The sequence below is a fragment of the Croceibacterium salegens genome, from assembly GCF_009827435.1.
Taxonomy (GTDB): Bacteria; Pseudomonadota; Alphaproteobacteria; order Sphingomonadales; family Sphingomonadaceae; genus Croceibacterium_B; species Croceibacterium_B salegens.
In genome coordinates, this window is sequence record NZ_WTYM01000030.1 from 21401 (window position 1) to 39611 (window position 18211).

At 65.3% G+C, this 18211-nt stretch carries 22 protein-coding genes; 14 read left to right on the forward strand and 8 right to left on the reverse strand.

Translation table 11 applies throughout. The annotated features are described in order from the left end of the window. Nucleotides 1-131 precede the first annotated feature (131 nt). From sdhC to GRI89_RS03785, 5 genes are all read left to right on the forward strand, one after another. Nucleotides 132-527 carry a succinate dehydrogenase, cytochrome b556 subunit gene (gene sdhC / locus GRI89_RS03765; protein ID WP_159792351.1) on the forward strand — a complete coding sequence of 132 codons (396 nt, stop codon included), beginning with the start codon at nucleotides 132-134 and terminating at the stop codon, nucleotides 525-527. Then, nucleotides 520-906, forward strand: coding sequence for a succinate dehydrogenase, hydrophobic membrane anchor protein (sdhD, locus tag GRI89_RS03770; RefSeq protein WP_159792353.1), 387 nt, complete (start codon nucleotides 520-522; stop codon nucleotides 904-906). Before sdhC ends, sdhD begins: the two co-directional genes overlap by 8 nt. Then, nucleotides 906-2717, forward strand: a complete 1812-nt coding sequence (gene sdhA, locus GRI89_RS03775; protein ID WP_159792355.1) for a succinate dehydrogenase flavoprotein subunit — start codon at nucleotides 906-908, stop codon at nucleotides 2715-2717. The genes sdhD and sdhA overlap by 1 nt, the downstream gene beginning before the upstream one ends. Nucleotides 2718-2771: 54 nt before the next feature. Then, nucleotides 2772-3779 carry a C13 family peptidase gene (locus GRI89_RS03780; protein ID WP_159792357.1) on the forward strand — a complete coding sequence of 336 codons (1008 nt, stop codon included), beginning with the start codon at nucleotides 2772-2774 and terminating at the stop codon, nucleotides 3777-3779. Nucleotides 3780-3868: 89 nt separating this feature from the next. Further along, nucleotides 3869-4441 (forward strand): HdeD family acid-resistance protein, encoded by a 573-nt coding sequence (locus GRI89_RS03785; RefSeq protein WP_159792359.1) that lies wholly within the window; start codon nucleotides 3869-3871, stop codon nucleotides 4439-4441. Here the strand turns inward: GRI89_RS03785 and GRI89_RS03790 are convergent. The 3 genes from GRI89_RS03790 to GRI89_RS03800 are packed head-to-tail and all read right to left on the reverse strand — an operon-like array spanning nucleotide 4438 to nucleotide 6812. Further along, a complete protein-coding gene (locus tag GRI89_RS03790) occupies nucleotides 4438-5472 on the reverse strand; it encodes a winged helix-turn-helix domain-containing protein (RefSeq protein ID WP_159792361.1) in 1035 nt (344 codons plus the stop codon). The two genes, GRI89_RS03785 and GRI89_RS03790, sit on opposite strands and share 4 nt — an antisense overlap. 7 nt (nucleotides 5473-5479) lie before the next feature. After that, on the reverse strand, nucleotides 5480-6100 hold the full coding sequence (locus tag GRI89_RS03795; protein ID WP_159792363.1) for a peptidylprolyl isomerase: 621 nt from the start codon (nucleotides 6098-6100) through the stop codon (nucleotides 5480-5482). A gap of 46 nt (nucleotides 6101-6146) precedes the next feature. Continuing rightward, nucleotides 6147-6812 carry a TetR/AcrR family transcriptional regulator gene (locus GRI89_RS03800; RefSeq protein WP_159792365.1) on the reverse strand — a complete coding sequence of 222 codons (666 nt, stop codon included), beginning with the start codon at nucleotides 6810-6812 and terminating at the stop codon, nucleotides 6147-6149. A 135-nt stretch (nucleotides 6813-6947) separates the two neighbouring features. On the opposite strand from GRI89_RS03800, the gene GRI89_RS03805 reads away from it, so the two are divergent. Then, the gene (locus tag GRI89_RS03805) at nucleotides 6948-7670 is read left to right on the forward strand and encodes a sterol desaturase family protein (protein WP_159792367.1); all 723 of its coding nucleotides are present in this window, start codon (nucleotides 6948-6950) and stop codon (nucleotides 7668-7670) included. Between the two features lie 4 nt (nucleotides 7671-7674). On the opposite strand, the gene GRI89_RS03810 is transcribed toward GRI89_RS03805, so the two are convergent. Continuing rightward, on the reverse strand, nucleotides 7675-8112 hold the full coding sequence (locus GRI89_RS03810) for an RrF2 family transcriptional regulator (protein ID WP_159792369.1): 438 nt from the start codon (nucleotides 8110-8112) through the stop codon (nucleotides 7675-7677). 79 nt (nucleotides 8113-8191) lie between these two features. On the opposite strand from GRI89_RS03810, the gene GRI89_RS03815 reads away from it, so the two are divergent. The 3 genes from GRI89_RS03815 to GRI89_RS03825 are packed head-to-tail and all read left to right on the forward strand — an operon-like array spanning nucleotide 8192 to nucleotide 9457. After that, complete coding sequence (locus tag GRI89_RS03815; RefSeq protein ID WP_159792371.1) at nucleotides 8192-8692, forward strand: group III truncated hemoglobin; 501 nt, start codon at nucleotides 8192-8194, stop codon at nucleotides 8690-8692. Then, nucleotides 8685-9152 carry a hypothetical protein gene (locus tag GRI89_RS03820; RefSeq protein ID WP_159792373.1) on the forward strand — a complete coding sequence of 156 codons (468 nt, stop codon included), beginning with the start codon at nucleotides 8685-8687 and terminating at the stop codon, nucleotides 9150-9152. Before GRI89_RS03815 ends, GRI89_RS03820 begins: the two co-directional genes overlap by 8 nt. After that, nucleotides 9152-9457 carry a DUF1971 domain-containing protein gene (locus GRI89_RS03825; RefSeq protein ID WP_159792375.1) on the forward strand — a complete coding sequence of 102 codons (306 nt, stop codon included), beginning with the start codon at nucleotides 9152-9154 and terminating at the stop codon, nucleotides 9455-9457. The genes GRI89_RS03820 and GRI89_RS03825 overlap by 1 nt, the downstream gene beginning before the upstream one ends. On the opposite strand, the gene GRI89_RS03830 is transcribed toward GRI89_RS03825, so the two are convergent. Then, the gene (locus GRI89_RS03830; RefSeq protein ID WP_159792377.1) at nucleotides 9445-10620 is read right to left on the reverse strand and encodes an alpha-hydroxy acid oxidase; all 1176 of its coding nucleotides are present in this window, start codon (nucleotides 10618-10620) and stop codon (nucleotides 9445-9447) included. The genes GRI89_RS03825 and GRI89_RS03830 overlap by 13 nt on opposite strands. Nucleotides 10621-10754: 134 nt before the next feature. Here GRI89_RS03830 and GRI89_RS03835 point away from each other — a divergent pair, with 134 nt between their 5' ends. After that, nucleotides 10755-11144 carry a BlaI/MecI/CopY family transcriptional regulator gene (locus GRI89_RS03835; RefSeq protein ID WP_328598074.1) on the forward strand — a complete coding sequence of 130 codons (390 nt, stop codon included), beginning with the start codon at nucleotides 10755-10757 and terminating at the stop codon, nucleotides 11142-11144. Continuing rightward, nucleotides 11141-12712 (forward strand): M56 family metallopeptidase, encoded by a 1572-nt coding sequence (locus tag GRI89_RS03840; RefSeq protein WP_159792379.1) that lies wholly within the window; start codon nucleotides 11141-11143, stop codon nucleotides 12710-12712. Before GRI89_RS03835 ends, GRI89_RS03840 begins: the two co-directional genes overlap by 4 nt. Before the next feature lie 115 nt (nucleotides 12713-12827). On the opposite strand, the gene ypfJ is transcribed toward GRI89_RS03840, so the two are convergent. After that, on the reverse strand, nucleotides 12828-13682 hold the full coding sequence (gene ypfJ, locus GRI89_RS03845; RefSeq protein WP_159792381.1) for a KPN_02809 family neutral zinc metallopeptidase: 855 nt from the start codon (nucleotides 13680-13682) through the stop codon (nucleotides 12828-12830). Between the two features lie 105 nt (nucleotides 13683-13787). Here ypfJ and GRI89_RS03850 point away from each other — a divergent pair, with 105 nt between their 5' ends. Further along, on the forward strand, nucleotides 13788-14543 hold the full coding sequence (locus tag GRI89_RS03850) for a 3-hydroxybutyrate dehydrogenase (RefSeq protein ID WP_159792383.1): 756 nt from the start codon (nucleotides 13788-13790) through the stop codon (nucleotides 14541-14543). Between the two features lie 18 nt (nucleotides 14544-14561). Here GRI89_RS03850 and GRI89_RS03855 read toward each other — a convergent pair whose 3' ends face one another. Together GRI89_RS03855 and GRI89_RS03860 are read right to left on the reverse strand one after the other, a co-directional pair. Further along, nucleotides 14562-14888, reverse strand: coding sequence for an ArsR/SmtB family transcription factor (locus tag GRI89_RS03855; protein WP_159792385.1), 327 nt, complete (start codon nucleotides 14886-14888; stop codon nucleotides 14562-14564). Next, entirely contained in the window at nucleotides 14885-15361 is a 477-nt protein-coding gene (locus tag GRI89_RS03860) for an SRPBCC domain-containing protein (RefSeq protein WP_159792387.1), read from the reverse strand. Before GRI89_RS03860 ends, GRI89_RS03855 begins: the two co-directional genes overlap by 4 nt. Nucleotides 15362-15579: 218 nt before the next feature. Between GRI89_RS03860 and guaB the strand changes: the two genes are divergently transcribed. Then, nucleotides 15580-17031 (forward strand): IMP dehydrogenase, encoded by a 1452-nt coding sequence (guaB, locus tag GRI89_RS03865; RefSeq protein ID WP_159792389.1) that lies wholly within the window; start codon nucleotides 15580-15582, stop codon nucleotides 17029-17031. Next, a complete protein-coding gene (locus GRI89_RS03870) occupies nucleotides 17028-18209 on the forward strand; it encodes an RsmB/NOP family class I SAM-dependent RNA methyltransferase (protein WP_328598075.1) in 1182 nt (393 codons plus the stop codon). The genes guaB and GRI89_RS03870 overlap by 4 nt, the downstream gene beginning before the upstream one ends. Nucleotides 18210-18211: the final 2 nt, after the last annotated feature.

Sequence of the window (18211 nt, forward strand, 5' to 3'; positions counted from 1 at the left end):
GCGCTCCTGCGCGGCGTCACCCCCGCGCGCGCCGCAACCGATCTTGTAAAAGGTTCAGCCCGACTACCGTTGCAAGGCGGGAACATGGCTCCTAAGAGGCGCCCATCCTTGCCGAATTTGACGGATTCCCGATGGCCCAACGCCCTCTCTCCCCGCATCTGACGATCTGGAAATGGGGACCGCATATGGCGGTCTCGATCCTCCACCGCGCCACCGGCGACGGGATGGCGCTGGTCGGCCTGCCGGTTCTGCTGTGGTGGCTTGGAGCGCTGGCGAGCGGCGAGCAGGCCTACGCGACTTTCGTTGGTCATGCTTCGAGCTGGTACGGGCTGGTCGTTCTCGTTGGCCTGACCTGGGCGTTCTTCAACCACCTCTGCTCGGGCTTGCGGCACTTCGTGCTCGACATCGGTGCGGGCTACGAACTTTCCTCCAACAAGGCCTGGTCGCTGTTCGTGCCGGTGGCAGGCGTGCTGCTGACCGCCGGGTTCTGGCTGGTCATGCTGTGGAAGGGGCTGGTCCATGGGTAACGGCACCCCGCTTGGCCGGGTTCGCGGCCTCGGTTCGGCCCGCGAGGGCACGCACCACTGGATCGTCCAGCGGATCACCGCGATTGGCAACCTGCTCGCCGGCGGCTTCCTCATCGCCAGCCTTCTGCTTCTTCCCGACCTCTCCCACGCGACGCTGCGCGAATGGATCGCCGGGCCGATGTCGGCAACGGCCATGGCGCTGCTCGTCGTCACCACTTTCTGGCACGCAAAACTGGGACTTCAGGTGCTGATCGAAGATTACGTCCACGCGCCCGGCAACAAGGTTGCTGTGCTCCTCGCGCTCAACATCGCCGCGGTGGCGGGTATCGCGTTCGGGCTTTTCGCCATCGGCAAGATGGCCCTGGGAGGAGCCGCCTGATGGCCGACACCAGCGCCTACAAGATCATCGATCACACCTACGACACCGTCGTCGTCGGTGCGGGCGGTTCGGGCCTGCGCGCGGTGCAGGGCAGCGCCGAGGCGGGGCTGCGCACCGCCTGCATCACCAAGGTCTTTCCGACCCGCAGCCACACCGTAGCGGCGCAAGGCGGCATTGCCGCCTCGCTCGGCAACAACACGCCCGACCACTGGCAGTGGCACATGTACGATACCGTCAAGGGCTCCGACTGGCTCGGCGACCAGGACGCGATCGAATACATGGTGCGTGAGGCGCCTGCCGCCGTTTACGAGCTGGAGCACGCCGGCGTGCCGTTCAGCCGCAACGACAACGGCACGATCTACCAGCGCCCGTTCGGCGGCCACATGCAGAACATGGGCGAAGGCCCGCCGGTGCAGCGCACCTGCGCCGCCGCCGACCGCACCGGCCACGCGATGCTCCATGCTCTCTACCAGCAAAGCCTGAAGCACGACGCCGACTTCTTCATCGAATACTTCGCCATCGACCTGATCATGAAGGACGGGGCCTGCGTCGGCGTGATCGCGCTGTGCCTCGACGACGGTTCGATCCACCGCTTCCGCGCCAAGGCCGTGGTGCTGGCGACCGGCGGTTATGGCCGTACCTACTTCACCTGCACCAGCGCCCACACCTGCACCGGCGACGGTGGCGGCATGGTCCTGCGCGCGGGGCTGCCGCTGCAGGACATGGAGTTCGTCCAGTTCCACCCGACCGGCATCTACGGCGCCGGCGTTCTCATCACCGAGGGCGCGCGCGGCGAGGGCGGTTACCTGACCAACTCCGAGGGCGAGCGGTTCATGGAACGCTATGCCCCGAGCGCGAAGGACCTCGCCAGCCGCGACGTCGTCTCGCGCTCGATGGCGATGGAAATCCGCGAAGGGCGCGGTGTCGGTCCGCACAAGGACCACATCTACCTGCACCTCGACCACATCGATCCGGCGATCCTCGCCGAGCGGCTACCGGGCATTACCGAAAGCGGCAAGATCTTTGCCGGTGTCGACCTGACGCGCCAGCCGCTGCCGGTGGTGCCCACGGTGCACTACAACATGGGCGGCATCCCGACGAACTATCACGGCGAAGTCGTGACCATTGGTGCCGACGGCGATCCGGAAACCGTGGTGCCGGGCCTGTTCGCTGTGGGCGAAGCGGCCTGCGTCTCGGTTCATGGCGCGAACCGCCTCGGTTCGAACTCGCTTATCGACCTCGTGGTGTTCGGCCGTGCCACCGCGCACCGCATCGCCGACATCAACAAGCCGGGTGAGAAGCAGCCGGAACTGGCCAGCGACAGCGCGGACTTCGCGCTGACCCGGCTCGACCACTTCCGCAACGCCAAGGGCTCCAAGCCGACGGCCGAGATCCGCACCGAGATGCAGCGCGCCATGTCGGCCCACGCCGCGGTGTTCCGTACCGACGAGCTGATGGCCGATGGAAAGGTCAAGCTCGCCGAGATCTACGCCTCGATGGAGCACATCTCGGTCACCGACCGTTCGCTGATCTGGAACAGCGACCTCGTCGAGACGCTCGAACTCGACAACCTCATCGCCCAGGCGGCGGTGACGATGCACTCGGCACACAACCGCAAGGAATCGCGCGGTGCCCACGCCCACGAGGACTTCCCCGAGCGCAACGACGCCGAATGGATGAAGCACACCGCCACCTGGTTCGAGGGCTGGGGCGGCAAGGGCGGCGCGGTCCGAATCGACTACCGCCCGGTGCACGAATACACCCTGACCGACGATGCCAAGTACATCGAGCCGAAGAAGCGAGTGTACTAGCGCGACTTGACCCGAATCTCCCTGCGCGGCAGCTTGCTGCTGGGGGATATCGGGTTGAAGCGCACACTTCTTGCACTCGCCACTGCCGCGCTGGCCGCCGCGGCCTATGCGCAATCCGCGCCGGAGCCGGTCCAGCCGCCGCCGCATACTTCGCCCTGGCCGATCCTCGGTACGGGGGCGACGCAGGGGTTGCAGACCGCCAGCCTTGCACTTGGGCCGTCGCTGGAGCGCGGGCGATTGCCGCAGGAGATGCTGGCGGACAAGCGCAAGCTCGATGCTGCGCTTGGCGCGCTCAAGCCGCAGCGCAAGGGGACGGTCGACGCCTATGTCGTGGCGATAGCGCTCGACAGCGACCCGGTTTTCGCCCGCGAAGCGCGCGAGGCGGGGCGAGTGCTGGCGGCGCGATACGATGCGGAAGGGCGGACGGTTACGCTCGCCGGGCCCGATGGGCGAAGTGCGGAACTGGCGCGCGGGTCGATCGACAACCTCACACTTACGCTGGCGCGAGTCGCCGAGGTGATGGACCCGGCGGAGGACGTGCTGGTGCTCTACACCACCAGCCACGGTGCGCCTGACGGGCTGGCCTATCACTACGGCGATACAGGATTCGGGATTCTTTCGCCCTATCGGCTCGGCAGCGTGTTGGCGGAGTTGCGAATGAAGCGTCGCATCGTGCTGCTCAGCGCCTGTTTTTCGGGTGTGTTCCTGCCATACCTGAGGACTGACGACACCGTGATCGTTACAGCCGCTGCCGCCGACCGTACCTCCTTCGGTTGCCAGGCCGACAACGACTGGACCTTTTTCGGCGATGCGCTGGTCAACATCGCCATGCGCCAGCCGCAGGGCTTACGCGCGGCGGCGACGCAGGCGCAGGGGATTATCGCCGAGTGGGAATCGACCTACCGACTCGATCCCTCGCAGCCGCAGGTGTCGATCGGTGATGGCGTGGCCAGCTGGCTTTCCTCGCTCGAGGCTCGGATGCCGCGGAAGGCAAGCGCGCCGGTGGGCATCCCGTCGATCAACACTGCCATCGTCGCACCGCCCGCACAGAAGAGGCGCTAACGGCGATTCATCGGGACTTCACCCGATTGCCAACACAGCCGCCAGGCACAAGCAATTGCCGTATCCTCACAGGTACGGGAGTTGCTCAAATGGCGAAAGCGGACAACGGCGCATTCATGGCGGATGCGGGGCTTCCGCACATCAAATGGGGATGGCTCCTGGCCTATGGAATCTTCCTCGTCATCGGCGCGCTCATCGTGATCGCAAATCCCGTCGCCGCCGGGGGAGCCGTCGGCATCCTGCTCGGGGTCGTGCTGATCTTTTTCGGCGTTGCCGCGGTGATTACCGGCTTCGCGGCGATGCACGGTGTCGGACGATGGGTGGAAGTTATCCTCGGCGTATTGGCCGTGATCGCCGGCTGGATGGTCATCAAGAACCCATTTTCGGCGGCGGCAACGCTTGTCTGGGCGATCGGCCTCTGGATCCTCGTCTCGGGTATTTTCGAACTGATCTTTGCCTTCCGCTCGGAACAGGACAAGGGCTGGCGCTTCCTGCTGGCCGCAGTGGACATCGTGCTCGGGCTTATCCTTGTTTTCGCCGGTCCCGGTGTCGGGCTCGCCTATCTCGGGTTCATGATCGCCTTCCGCTTCCTGTTTCGCGGCACGTTCATGATCACCGCCGCGCTAGGCCTGCGAAAGGTCGGCAAGGCCCTGCACCGCTAGCCTTGGCGGTGTAGCCTGCGAACGAGGGCCAACGCACCCGCCACGCTGCCGGCGAACAACGCGCCTTCGATGCCGGTCACCAGCACGAGCCCGGTCGGGCCGAAGCCCTGGGCGCCGGGCAGCGGCCCGAGGCCATGCAGCACGAGACGCGAGCCGGGAAAGCTGGCGGCAAGCGCCGCGAGGCTGCCGGCTAGCAGCCGCCCGCCCGCCAGCGCGATGGCCAGACCGGCAAGGCCGCCCGCGGCAAAGCCGGGCAGGGTGCAGCGCCAAAGCGGCCGATCATCGGCGCGCCTTGCAAGCCACGCCCCGATGCCGGTCGCTCCGCCTAGCGCGAAGCCCTCCGCCGCGCCGGTCATCGCCCTGGGCGCGGCGCCGAACAGCAGGTCGAACAAGTCGGTGCCAACCATGTGCGCAACACCGCCGACCAGCAGACCACCGAGCGCACCGCCGGCGATACTCCACGCGCTGCCCTTGCGTCGGCCAATCGCGATGCCGAGTCCGACTGCTCCGCCCCCAGCAAGACCGAGCAGAAAGGCGAGGCTTGCAAGGACGACCAGCGTCGAAGCCGTTCCGATGCCGGGCGCGACGAGGCCGGTTGCGCCATAGGCCGTCGCCCCGAACACGCCGGCCGCGGCCCCGCCAAGTGCTGCGGCGAAAGGTTCGGTCCACGTCGAAGGGGCGGGACGAAGGACAGCGGCTTCGGTCGCAAATCCGGCCTGTTCGACCTCGGCGATGAATCGATATCCGTGGCGGGGCACCGTCTCGATGAAGCGAGGCGCCGTGGCATCGTCGCCGAGCGCGCGGCGCAGCGTGCGGATGCATTGGGTCAGGGCCTCGTCGGTCACCGGGATGCCGCGCCAGACTTCGTCGTGGAACCGATCCTTGCTGACCAGCCGCCCCGGCGTCGCCAGCATCAGCAGCAAGGCGTCGAGGTAGCGCGCGTTGATCTCGACCGTCTCGCCCTCGCGAGTCAACCGCCGGTCGGCGGGGTCGAGCCGAAACTCGGCAAAGGCATAGCCAGGTTCGGACATGAAGTGTTTAGTCGCCTGCGCAGGTCGTGCAGCGGGCGGAGATGATGACCGGCGGGTCGGCGATCATCTGGCCCTTCATGAAGCCTTCGCCCTTGTTCGGGTCGGTCGGGGCGTCGAAGATCTTTCGCACTACGTCCATGCCCGCGGTGACGTGGCCAAAGGCGGCGAAGCCGGCCTTGGCGTCCTCCGTCGTGCCGTTGGGATCGGCATCGAGACTCGGCATCGCCGACAGCATGATCGAGAAATCACCGGTTGCGGTCCCCGGCGCATAGCGCGCCATCGAGATTGTGCCGGGGACGTGCTTGATCCCGGTCTGGCTGGTCGGCTCGTGCGCGACCGGGTCGCGGATGCGGTCGGGGTTCATCTGGGTGCCGCCCTGCACGAGACCGTTTGGCTGCTCGCCGAAATTGAGCTTCATCGAGCGGTAGAACACCGTACCGTCGAAGCGCTTCTCGGCGACGTAACGCAGGAAGTTGGCCGCGGTGACCGGCGCTCGTTCGCTCTCGATCGCCAACGTGATCTCGCCGAGCGAGGTTTCAAGTACGACCGTATCGGTCTTGGGCGCATCCTGGGCGGCAAGGGGGGCGGACAGTACCAGCCCGGCAGTAATGGCGAATCGTTTCAGCATGGCGCCATTGTGCTCCCGAACCTGCCTCGCAGGCCAGCCTCCTGCCTCACGTCGCCCCGTAGGCGTTCTTCACCATGTCGCGGAACAGGCGCAACTGCTTGCCCATCAGTCTCGGATCGTTGAGCGCCTTGGCGAGAATGATCGAACCTTCGACTATCGCCGACAGGCCATCGGCCAGCGCCTCGCGGTCGATCGGGAAGACCGGATCGTATTTCTCGTCGATCGCAGTGAGCCATTCGGTGAAGCGCAAGCGCCAGCGCATCACGGCTTCGGAATTGAGCTTTTGCACCTCGCGGTCGAACGCGTGGTCCTGATAGACCACCGAGGCCACGAGGCATCCGGGATGCAGTTCCTCCATTTCGTCGACCAGTTCCGCGTAGAGGTTGAGGAACAGCAGGAAGCGTTGCAGCGGATCGTCGACCAGCTTTCGCGCGCGTTCCGACAGGTCGTCCATCACGGCATCGTCTTCGGCGAGGAAGCGGATGAGCAACTGGCGCGCAAGGTCGCCCTTGTCCTTGAAGTGGTAGAAGAACCCGCTCTTGGTGATGCCCGCCGCCTCGACAAGTTCGTCGATGGAGGTGCCGGCGAAGCCCTTGTGGATGATCGAGTCGTAAGCGATGTCGAGAATGCGTTCGCGCGTGCGCTCGCCCTTCGAAAGGTTGGCGGACTCTACCACCGGTACAGTTTCTGCCGATTGCAGCTGCTGCGTCATGTCGCGAACTTCCCCGAAAGCCGCGGAAAACCTAGCATAACAGGCCGATTCCGAAAACCGACCGTGTGTCTGCTAGGCCGTCACCCGTTTCGGGCCTAGGTCATTGGCACAACGATTGAAGCCAGGGATCTCGTCATGCTCGGTATCTTTCACCTGATTGCGCTCGGCCTGTTCATCGGATTTGCCGTGGTCGACACCGCGGCACGCGCGCGGCTTTTTCCCGCCATTCCGCACTGGAAGTTGAAAGGGATCGCCTTCGCGCTGCTCTACTTCGCGGTCGTCACCTACGCGCCGCTGATGTGGGACGGGTTCCTCGGGCAATACCAGCTGGTCGACGGTTCGGTCCTGCCGTTCTGGGCGCAGGTCCTGGCCGGGTTCTTCCTGGTCGAGGCGCTGACCTATGCCTGGCACCGCACGATGCACAACGTGCAGCCGCTGTGGCGCTGGTTTCACCAGATGCACCACAGCGCCGAGCGCGTCGACATCTGGGGCGCGTTCTACTTTCATCCCTTCGACATGATGGGTTGGGCGATGGTCGGCAGCCTCGCGCTGGTGCTCGGCATCGGACTGACGCCGGAAGCCGCAATCATCGTGTCGGTGCTGGCGACCTTCTGCACGATGTTCCAGCACACCAACTTCAAGACCCCGCAGTGGCTCGGCTACATCGTCACGCGCCCGGAGAGCCACTCGGTCCACCACGAGCGCGGCGTCCACGCCTACAACTATGGCGACATCCCGATCTTCGACATGCTGCTGGGCACGTTCCGCAACCCCAAGGAGTGGAACGGCGAGGCGGGATTTTTCGACGGCTCCTCGGAGCAAATCGTGCCGATGCTGATCGGCAAGGAAATTGCCTGAGGGTTCAGGCTGCTGCAACAGCCTCGAGCCGGCGTGCGAACTTGTCAGCATCCGGCACGAGTTCGTCGAGCGTGAACTGGTCGAGGTGCACAAGGAATGCCTCGAGCGCGCCGGCAAGGGCGGGCTTGAGAGCGCACAGACCGTTGACCGCACAGCCCGTCCCGGCGGTAAAGCAGCCGACGAAGCTGTCGAGGGTTTCGAACCTTCGAACGACCTCACCGGCGCGGATCTCGTTCGCAGGACGGGCCAGCCGCATTCCGCCGCCGCGCCCGCGAAAGGTCTCGACGTAGCCTTCGGTCTGCAGGCGCTGGGCTACCTTGGCGAGGTGATTGCGCGAAATGTCGTAGCGGCGGGCTATGTCTTCGACCGACAATTGCCGATTGGTAGCGGCGAGGGCCATCAGGACGCGCAAGGCATAGTCGGTGTGGAGGCTTAGCTGCATTAAATATGCATATCAGATATTGATTTAAGCGGCAACGAATCTTATTGGGCATTTCAGATACCCATTAAGTGAGTCGCCGATGTCCATTGCAGCCGCCCGTTCCCGCCAACCCGCCCCAGGCGGCGAAGATCATGCCGAGCGCAAGCGGGCCGAGAAGCGCACCGCAGCGGAAGACATCGGGGTCGACGCCGACTACATCGACGGCTTCGTCGAGGCGTTCTACGGCAGGATCCGCGAAGACGACCTGCTTGGCCCGATCTTTGCCGCGCGGATTGCTGACTGGCCGCCCCACCTCGCGCGCATGAAGGCATTCTGGCGTTCGGTGCTGCACAATTCGGGTGAGTTCTCGGGCAACCCGATGCTCAAGCATCTCGCTATTCCCGGCCTGAACCTTTCCCACTTCTCCCGCTGGCTCGACCTGTTCTACGCAACGTTGCGCGAGGCCGAACCGACGTCCGAAGCGACCGCGCTCGTCGGTGAGCGAGCGCGGATGATCGCCGACAGCCTCCTCACCGCAATCGCCATGCGCCGCGACGGGCTTTCCGCCGGGCGCGCCGGAAAGGACCTCCCCCATGTCTGAAGCCCTCCGCCAGCAGGTACTCGCCCGTGCCAACACCGCTCGTGGTGAACTGCGCAAGTCACTTCCTCCGCTGCAATTCGCCGAGGTCAACGACAACCAGGTGGCGTCGCGGGTAGGCGAACGTGCCGGATTTGAGATCCCCTCGTGGATCTGGCGCACGATGGTCGCATGTTACGCCGCTTTCCTCGGATTGCTGCTGGCCGCAACGGGCGGGGCGCGTGCCGGTTTCGCGATTGCCATCTCGGCGGTCTACGTTGCCATGTTCTTTGGTACCACCCGCGCCATGCTACGCCAGGCCCCGCCACAACCGCGAAGCCCCCTGGAGCGCCCAGGAGGCTTGCTGGCCACGATCTTTGGGCCACTCAGCCGCAACGAGGTGGTGGCGCAGATGCTCGTTGTACCTTTCGCTATCGTGCTGTTCGGCGCCGCAGTGCTGGTCGTCCGTCTGGCGGTGTTCTGATGACGGAGCCGACAGCGCGCCGATCTCGCAGCGACCTGCCGCGCGAGGCCACGGCCTATCGGACGATCGGCCCATTCGACGCGGCGACCTTGCCCGCCGGGATCCGCGCGAAACATCGGTTGAAGGCCGGTGCCTGGGGCGTGCTGCGCCTGTCGGAAGGTTCCTTGCGTTTCGTATGGGACGATTGTGAAGGAGGGGTAGAGGACCTTCACGCTCCGGCGGAAGTCGTGATCCCACCGCAGGTGCCGCACCACGTCGAGGGCACTGGTCCGTTCACGGCGGACATCACCTTTTACCGCAGCTGACGATATCGCAGGTTGTCGGGCGTGAGCTGGTCGAGGCTGGTCTTGCCCATCAGCTTCATGTCGCGGTGGATCTCGTCGCGGAGCAGGCCGAGCGAGCGTTCGACCCCGGGCTGGCCTGCTGCGGCGAGGGCATAGAGGTAGAGCCGTCCGCCCGAGACCGCCTTTGCCCCGAGGCTGAGTGCCTTGAGGACATGGGTGCCGCGCCGCACTCCGCCGTCGAGGATGACCTCCACCTTGTCGCCCACCGCGTCGACGACTTCGGCGAGCTGGTCGAACGGAGCGCGGCTGCCGTCGAGCTGGCGGCCGCCGTGGTTGGAGAGGTAGATCGCATCGACCCCCATCGCCGCTGCTCGGCGCGCGTCGCCGACCGACATGACGCCCTTGAGCGCAAACTTGCCGCCCCAGTCGTCGCGCAGCTTCTCCGCCGCCTTCCAGTCCATTGCCGGGTCGAGCATGTCGGTGAAGTAGTTCTGGATCGAGCTCGACACGTTGCTGCCGGCGGAGACGTGCGCCTCCAGGTTGGGTAGCGAGAACTTCTCGCGGAAGAAGTAGTCGAGTGCCCAACGCGGCTTGCTGGCATAGCTCCATGCGCTCGCCGGGGTGATCTTTGGCGGGCTGGTGAAGCCGGTTGCCTTGCAGCGTTCGCGGTTACCCCCGACGTTGGCGTCGACCGTCAGTGTTACGGCATCGAACTTCGCCGCCCGGGCCATTTCCAGCAGCGCGGCGTTCAGTCCCTTGTCACGGTGGTAGTAGTACTGGAGCATCTTCGGGCCGGTGAAGCGACGCCCGATTTCCTCCACGCTGACGCTGGCGAGGCTCGAGATGCCGAACCACAGTCCGAACTTCTCCGCCGCCGCCGCCACCGCGCGCTCGCCCTGCCAGTGGAACAGTCGCTGCAACGCCGTGGGGCTGAGCATCAGGGGGAGGGGGGTGGTCTTGCCGAGAACAGTCACCGAGGTATCGACCTCGGAAACGTCGACCAGCACATCGGGCACGAGGTCGACGTCGTCGAAGGCCGCGGTGTTGCGATCCTTGGTGACCTCATCGTCGCCGCCGCCGTCGATATAGTGGAACACTGGGAAGGGCAGCTTGCGCTGCGCCAGCTCGCGGAAGTCCGCGATATTGCGGCAATCTTCGAGTTTCCTGATGGGCCCGATCCTCATTCGCTCCGCTCATAACGCACGGGCCGTGTTCGACAAGCGTATGAGCACGCCCGACGAACGGCGTAGCATTCATTTTCAATTCAGTTTACGAATGTAATCGTAATCCTCAGGAACTTTTGTTGAGGGAGGTTCGCGTGGCGAATTCGAAGCACGATCCGGGTGAAAGGATCAGCGACGCCGAGCACGCCGTGATGGAAGCGTTATGGCGACAGAGCCCGCGCACCGCCGCCGAAGTCTGCGACGAGGTCTGCGACCAGCGCGGCTGGAGTCTCGCCACCGTCAAGACCCTGCTCAGCCGGTTGGTGGCCAAGGAGGCGATTTCCGCCCAGCCCGACGGCCGCCGTTTCCTCTACAGTCCGCTGGTCGAGCGCGCCGATTACGTCGGCGGTGAATCGAGGCGGCTGGTCGATCGCCTTTTCGGCGGCCGCGCCGCACCGCTGTTTGCGCACCTTGCCGAGCAGGAAGCGCTCAGCAACGACGATATCGTCGCCATCGAAAAGCTGCTGAAGGAGCTCCGCAAATGAGCACCTGGCTGATCGACACCGCGCTCTACACCGGCTTGCTTATTGCCGCCGTGATGTTGCTGCGACGCCCCGTTTCGCGGATCTTCGGACCGACCATGGCCTATGCGCTGTGGGCGCTGCCGCTGCTCCGCTTCATCCTGCCGCCCATAGTCCTGCCCGCCAGCATGGCACCACAGGCCGAGGCTGTGATTGCCGAAGCTGCGCCGCAGCTTTCGCCGCAGGCGGCCGCGCTCGTCGCGGATGCGCTCGCCAATCCGGTGGTGGCCGAGCCCGCGTTCGACTGGGCCTCGCTGATCCTTCCGGTCTGGCTGGTCGGCGCGGCGCTCCTTCTCGCCTGGCGGCTATCCAACTACCGCAACATGCGCCGCGAGGTGCTGCATCGCGCCCGCCCGGTCGGCGAAGTCGGAAAGGTCCGTCTGGTCGAGTCCGCCGCGGTCAATTCGCCGGTCGCCTTCGGGGTGTTCGACAAGGTCGTGGCTCTGCCGACGGCGTTCATGGCGATGGAAGACCGCCAGGCGCGCGATCTCGCCATCGCCCACGAACTGGCGCACCACCGCGGCCACGACATCGCAGCCAATTTCGCCGCGCAGCCGCTGCTCGCGCTGCATTGGTTCAACCCGATCGCCTGGGCCGGCTGGCGCGCCATGCGCCGCGACCAGGAAGCGGCCTGCGATGCCCGGGTTGTTGCCGGGCGGGATCTTTGGGAACGAGCACAATACGCCGACGTCATCGCCGGTTTCGCGACCGGGCCGCGTCTCGCCTTGGCCGCGCCGATGGCCTGTCCGATGCTGCGCGAAAAATCGATAATCCACCGCTTGAGGAGCCTGTCTATGTCCGATGTCTCGCGCCGCCGGCGCATTGCCGGCCGGTTGCTGTTTGGCGCCGCCACCGTGGCGCTGCCGTTGACTGCCTCGGTGTCCTACGCCGCTGGCCAGTCCGACGAGATCCAATCGGTCGAACTTGCTCCCTCGGTAGCTGCCGTTCCGGAGGCACCGGAAGCGCCCTTGGCACCTGAAGCTCCGGCGGCACCCGAAGCGCCTGTTGCTCCCGAAGCGGTCAAGGAGGTCCACGTGTTCAAACTCCAGCGGACCGACGGAGATGCGGGCGACGACGGTCAGCGGCGCGTTTTCGTCATGCGCAGTGACGGTCAACTGACCGATGAACAGCGCAGGCATTTCGAAGCCATGGCCAAGGAGTACGACTCCGAGAAGTGGCAGAAATTCGCCGAGAGGCAGGCCAAGATGGCTGAAAAGCAGGCCGAAATGGCTGCAAAGTTAGCCGAAAAGCACCTCGAATTCGCCTGGAACGAGGCCGACGTGCCGCTGGTCGAAGAACGTTGCGACGGAGAGGGGACGACTACCAAGAACTGGACCGACGATTCCGGCCGCAAGCACATCATGATCTGCGAACGCGCGATCGAGCGGATGGCCACCCGCAGCGCTGCAATGGGCCTGCGTGCAGCGCGTGATTCGATCGCTCGTAATCGTGAGATGAGCGCTGACGTTCGCGACGAGGTGCTTGAGGAGTTGGATGCCGAAATCCAGCGCATCGAGCGCGGAGAGGATTGAACGAGTCAGGGGATCCAGTCTTCCCCTGAACCGGTACGGCTTGTCCGTTCCGGTCCCTGGGCGGCGGGAGGGCTTCGGGATCTCTCGCCGCTTTGCGTGACCCGGAATTCCCAGCTCAACCCTGGATAATACGGTCACACTGGCTGGAATCGCCGCTTTCCATGCCCAACCGCAGTGCCTGCATGCGCTGCTGGCTGGTGCCGTGGGTAAAGTTGTCGGGACTGACCTGGCCCTGGGTGAGGGTGTCGTCGCCGATCGCATTGGCCGCGGTCATGCCTTCCTCGAAGTCGCCCGGCTCGATCAGGTTGCGGTTCTTGCCCGCCCAGACCCCGGCATAGCAGTCCGCCTGCAGTTCCAGCCGCACCGAAAGCGCGTTGGCCTGTCTCGGGTTGGCTTGCATCGCGCTCTGGACCTGTCCCGCGATGCCGGTCAGCTTCTGCACGTGGTGCCCGTACTCATGGGCGATGACGTAGTAGCGCGCGAAATCGCCGCGGGCGCCGAGCTGGCGGTTCATGGTGTCGTAGAAGCTGGTGTCGATATAGATGCCTTCGTCGGCCGGGCAGTAGAACGGCCCCATCGAAGCCTGCGCCGCTCCGCAGCCCGATCTGGTGCCGCCCTGATAGGGGACCAGCGTGGGCTGGCGGAAGGCGATCCCAGCTTGCTGGAATTCTGGTGCCCAGGTCTGGTCGAGCGATGCCAGCGCGTTGCAGGCTTCGGTGAGATACTGACTGTCGTCGCAGATTTCCGCATCGGTTTCCTGCGACTGGCCCTGCGTGATCTGCCCGCTCTGCGGCTGCACAGTGTCCATGGTGCCGAGCATCTGCGCCGGATCGACCCCGAACAGCAACGCGGCAACCAGTACGATGACGATACCGCCGCAGCCCAAACCGGCACCACCCCCTGGTAGCCCGCCACCGCCGCCGCCCCGGCGAACGTTGATACTACCGGGATTGAACGGATTGAGCCTCATCGCATTTCCCCAAGCCTGTCTAGAGTCGACGAGAAAGGGCTGGACCTACCAGCCCGATCGCGCTTTTGCCGGCGAACCTGCTCTCCAACTCGCAAGGAGTCGATAATGTTCCTCTCAGGCAAGCGTGCCCTCGTCACCGGATCGACCTCGGGGATCGGCCTGGCGATAGCCCGCGCCCTGCACGCCGAGGGGGCGGAAGTGGTACTCAACGGTTTCGGTCCCGAGGCAGAGATTGCCGCGCTTTGCGTCGAACTGGGCGCGCAGCATGTCGGCGCTGACCTTACCACTACTGTCGGGGTCGAGGAACTGATGGCCAAGGCCGGACCGGTCGATGTCCTCGTCAACAACGCCGGGATGCAGCACGTCTCGCCGGTCGAGGATTTCCCGCCCGAGAAGTGGGACATGATCATCGCCCTCAACCTCTCCGCTGCATTCCACACCGCGCGCCTCGCCGTTCCGCACATGAAGGCGCAGGGTTGGGGCCGCATCATCTGCACCGCCAGCGCCCACTCTAAGGCCGCGAGCCCGTTCAAGAGCGCCTACGTCGCCGCCAAGCACGGCATCGCCGGGCTGACAAAGACACTGGCGCTCGAACTGGCCGAACACGGCATCACCGCCAACGCCATCAGCCCCGGCTATGTCTGGACCCCGCTGGTCGAGAACCAGATTCCCGACACGATGGCGGCCCGGAACATGACCCGCGAGCAGGTGATGAACGACGTGCTGCTGGCCGGTCAGCCGACCAAGAAGTTCGTCCAGCCCGAGGAAGTCGCCGCGCTCGCCGTGTTCCTGTGCCGCAACGAGGCGCAGAACATCACCGGCGCGAACTACTCGATCGACGGGGGCTGGACGGCGAAGTAGAGGGAAGGAATTGCCCGTTCAGTCGTCAAGGATTTCGCCGAGCCGGCCGAGCCGTCCGGTCCATTCTTCGCGGTGGTAGTCTATCCAGCCCTGCAGCGTGCGCAGTCCGGCGGGATCGAAGCGGCATGTCCGGACCCGGCCCCTTTTCTCGGATTTCGCCAGCGCGCAGTCCTGGAGCAGAGCCATATGCTGGCCCACGGCCGTCTTGGTTATCGCCGCGTGGTCGGCCAGCTCGGTTATCGAGGCCGGCCCCCGCATCAGGCGCGAGAGAATGTTGCGACGAGTGGCGTCGCCCAGAGCGAAGAAGATCGCATCGGCGCGTGCCGGCTCGAAGTGCAGGTTCATTGTTCCTCTACCGCACTGGCGGCGGCCTCGATGAGCTGTTCCCAGCCCATGCGGCGCATCTCCGGACCATCGGCGCCCTCGAAATAGCTGGCTTGGTGGACCAGCACAATTTCGCATCCGCTGGCGTTCTCTTCGAATGAGATGGTCACAAGCGCCGCGGATATGCGGTTTCCGTTCAGGTCCAAAGTCTGGAAGAACACGATCCGCTGGACGGGATCGATGCGAGCGATGCGGGATGACCAGTGCAGCTCCGCTCCGGCGATTGGCGTGCCTTCGGGCATGATCGCCACCAGCGATTCCTCGCCGCCAACCCGGAAATCCAGCGTGTATGTCTTGACCTGGTGCGTGCCGGTGTAAGCGTACCAGCGCGCCTTCTTTTCCGGCCGGGAAAAGTGTTCGAACGCCGCTTTCGGATCGCGTGCGACCTTCTTGCGGATTTCGAAGGTGTCGTGGACGGCGGTCGAATCGGTCATGGGAGCCTCCTCAGTGAAGTCTATGCTTCACTATTGTCAGTATCCATATAGTCAAGTCATGACTTCACTATCTACTCATGTGCGTCCGCAATCGAGGCAAGTCCCGGATCGTGAAAATCTGCGCGACGACCGTCTTGAGCCTACCCCACTAGCGAACGCCACATAGTGCGGTTACATGGGCCGCCACGAATCGCTCTGCACAAGATCTGGTGGCAACCATGGAAATCGAAACCGGCCTCACATTCGACGACGTCCTGCTAAGGCCGGCCGAGAGCGATATCCTGCCTTCGCAGGCGAGCACCAAGACGCGCCTGACGCGCGAGATTTCGCTCAACATCCCGGTCATTTCCGCGGCAATGGACACCGTGACCGAATCCGAGATGGCCATCGTCATGGCCCAGCTCGGCGGGATCGGGGTGCTTCACCGCAACCTCACCATCGAGGAACAGTGCGACGCGGTGCGCCGGGTGAAGCGATTCGAGAGCGGCATGGTGGTCAACCCGATCACCATCACGCCCGATTCCACGCTGGGCGAGGCGCAGGCGCTGATGACGCACCACCGGATCAGCGGCATTCCGGTGGTCGACGCCAGCGGCAAGCTCTGCGGCATCCTCACCAACCGCGACGTGCGCTTCGCCGACAACGCCGCGCAGCCGGTCAAGGAACTCATGACTCACGAGAACCTCGCCACCGTAAGCGAGGGCGTGACTCAGGCCGAAGCGCGCAAAATCCTCCACCAGCGCAGGATCGAAAAGCTGCTGGTGGTCGACGACGCTTATCATTGCGTCGGCCTGATCACCGTGAAGGATATCGAGAAGGCGGTGCTCAACCCCGATGCGACCAAGGACGTCGGTGGGCGCCTGCGCGTCGCAGCGGCGACCACTGTAGGCGACAAGGGCTTCGCCCGCACCGAGGCGCTGGTCGATGCCGAGTGCGACGTCATCATCATCGACACCGCGCACGGTCACAACAAGGAGGTCGCCAAGGCGGTCGAGCGGGCCAAGCGTCTCTCCAACAGCGTGCAGATCGTCGCCGGCAACGTCGCCACGGGCGAGGCGACCAAGGCGCTGATCGATGCCGGTGCGGATGCGGTGAAGGTCGGTATCGGCCCGGGCTCGATCTGCACCACGCGCATCGTCGCCGGTGTCGGCGTGCCGCAGCTTACCGCCGTGATGGAGAGCGCCGCCGCGTCTGGCGGGGTGCCGATCATAGCAGACGGTGGCCTCAGGACTTCGGGCGATGCCGCCAAGGCGCTCGCCGCCGGGGCCTCGACCGTGATGATCGGCTCGCTCCTCGCCGGCACCGAGGAAGCGCCGGGCGAGACGTTCCTCTACCAAGGCCGCGCCTACAAGGCCTATCGCGGCATGGGCAGCGTCGGGGCAATGGCCCGCGGCAGCGCCGACCGCTACTTTCAGCAGGACATCAAGGACCAGATGAAGCTCGTCCCCGAGGGGATCGAGGGCCAGGTGCCCTACAAGGGCCCTGCGCGCGACGTGGTTCACCAGCTGGTCGGCGGCGTGAAGGCGGCGATGGGCTACACCGGCAGCGCCAGCATCGAAGAGTTGCAGAAGCGCGGCAAGTTCATCCGCATCACCAACGCCGGCCTTTCGGAGAGCCACGTCCACGACGTCTCGATCACCCGCGAGGCTCCGAACTACCCGACGCGGTGACCCCCGCCGCACGAGTCCAGTCGGCGATAGAGCTGCTCGACAGCGTCATTACTGCCGCGCGGACCAGGGGCGCGCCGGCCGACCGCATCCTCGCCGACTGGTTCCGCAACAACCGCTTTGCCGGTTCGAAGGACCGTCGCGCGATCCGCGAGCTGGTCTATTCGGCGATCCGCGCTTGCGGTCCTTTGCCGGAGAACGGTCGTGCGGCGATGCTGCGGCTTGCGCAGGACGATCCGGCGCTTGCGGGTTTGTTCGACGGTTCGAACTATGGCCCTGCGCCCATTGGAGCGAATGAGGCGGCTGCGGAAGGGGGAATTGCCCCCCCTTGGCTGGTCGGACGACTGGCCGCCTCGGGAATAGCCGGGCCCGAGGCAGATGCGCTGCTCGACCGCGCGCCGCTCGATGTGCGGGCGAACACCCTCAAATCGAGCCGTGATACGCTTGCGCTGCCGGTCGAGGCGCGCGCGATCGAGGCGGCGAACGGGCTGCGTCTCGCGCCGGGCGCGAACGTCGACCAGTGGCAGGAATATCGAGGAGGCCTGATCGAGGTGCAGGACGGTGGCAGCCAGCTCGCCTGCGAGGCCGTTGCCGCACAGCCGGGCGAGACGGTGATCGACTTGTGCGCCGGGGCGGGAGGAAAGACCCTCGCGCTCGCGGCGGCGATGGAGAATGGCGGGACGCTGATCGCCGCCGACACCGACCGCAACCGCCTGTGGCATCTCGCTCCGCGCGCGGAACGTGCGGGGGCGCTGGTTGCCGAGACTGTCCTGCTCGACCCCGACCGCGAACTGGAGGCTCTCGAGGCGTGGCACGGCAAGGCCGACGCAGTGCTGGTCGATGCGCCGTGCTCGGGCACCGGGACCTGGCGGCGCAACCCCGAGGCGCGCTGGCGCCTGACACCTCAAGAGCTCGAACGATTTACGAAGACCCAGTCACACCTGCTTGAAGTTGCAGCGGAACTCGTTCGTCCAGGCGGCAGGCTAGTCTACGTCGTGTGTTCGCTCCTGGCTGAGGAAGGGCCAGAGCGCATCGCTGACTTTCTCGCCGCGTATCCCGACTGGCGAACCGACCCGCCGGGACTTCCGCTCGGCCTCGCCAACGGCGCGGGCGTCCGGCTGACTCCGTTTCACGACGGTACGGACGGATTTTTCATCGCACGTCTAGAAAAGCCGTGTTAGCC

Coding starts and splice junctions, on each gene's coding strand:
- sdhC (WP_159792351.1), top strand. CDS start 132: ATGGCCCAACGCCCTCTCTCCCCGCATCTGACGATCTGGAAATGGGGA.
- sdhD (WP_159792353.1), top strand. CDS start 520: ATGGGTAACGGCACCCCGCTTGGCCGGGTTCGCGGCCTCGGTTCGGCC.
- sdhA (WP_159792355.1), top strand. CDS start 906: ATGGCCGACACCAGCGCCTACAAGATCATCGATCACACCTACGACACC.
- GRI89_RS03785 (WP_159792359.1), top strand. CDS start 3,869: ATGGCGAAAGCGGACAACGGCGCATTCATGGCGGATGCGGGGCTTCCG.
- GRI89_RS03790 (WP_159792361.1), bottom strand. CDS start 5,472: ATGTCCGAACCTGGCTATGCCTTTGCCGAGTTTCGGCTCGACCCCGCC.
- GRI89_RS03795 (WP_159792363.1), bottom strand. CDS start 6,100: ATGCTGAAACGATTCGCCATTACTGCCGGGCTGGTACTGTCCGCCCCC.
- GRI89_RS03800 (WP_159792365.1), bottom strand. CDS start 6,812: ATGACGCAGCAGCTGCAATCGGCAGAAACTGTACCGGTGGTAGAGTCC.
- GRI89_RS03805 (WP_159792367.1), top strand. CDS start 6,948: ATGCTCGGTATCTTTCACCTGATTGCGCTCGGCCTGTTCATCGGATTT.
- GRI89_RS03810 (WP_159792369.1), bottom strand. CDS start 8,112: ATGCAGCTAAGCCTCCACACCGACTATGCCTTGCGCGTCCTGATGGCC.
- GRI89_RS03815 (WP_159792371.1), top strand. CDS start 8,192: ATGTCCATTGCAGCCGCCCGTTCCCGCCAACCCGCCCCAGGCGGCGAA.
- GRI89_RS03820 (WP_159792373.1), top strand. CDS start 8,685: ATGTCTGAAGCCCTCCGCCAGCAGGTACTCGCCCGTGCCAACACCGCT.
- GRI89_RS03825 (WP_159792375.1), top strand. CDS start 9,152: ATGACGGAGCCGACAGCGCGCCGATCTCGCAGCGACCTGCCGCGCGAG.
- GRI89_RS03830 (WP_159792377.1), bottom strand. CDS start 10,620: ATGAGGATCGGGCCCATCAGGAAACTCGAAGATTGCCGCAATATCGCG.
- GRI89_RS03840 (WP_159792379.1), top strand. CDS start 11,141: ATGAGCACCTGGCTGATCGACACCGCGCTCTACACCGGCTTGCTTATT.
- ypfJ (WP_159792381.1), bottom strand. CDS start 13,682: ATGAGGCTCAATCCGTTCAATCCCGGTAGTATCAACGTTCGCCGGGGC.
- GRI89_RS03850 (WP_159792383.1), top strand. CDS start 13,788: ATGTTCCTCTCAGGCAAGCGTGCCCTCGTCACCGGATCGACCTCGGGG.
- GRI89_RS03855 (WP_159792385.1), bottom strand. CDS start 14,888: ATGAACCTGCACTTCGAGCCGGCACGCGCCGATGCGATCTTCTTCGCT.
- GRI89_RS03860 (WP_159792387.1), bottom strand. CDS start 15,361: ATGACCGATTCGACCGCCGTCCACGACACCTTCGAAATCCGCAAGAAG.
- guaB (WP_159792389.1), top strand. CDS start 15,580: ATGGAAATCGAAACCGGCCTCACATTCGACGACGTCCTGCTAAGGCCG.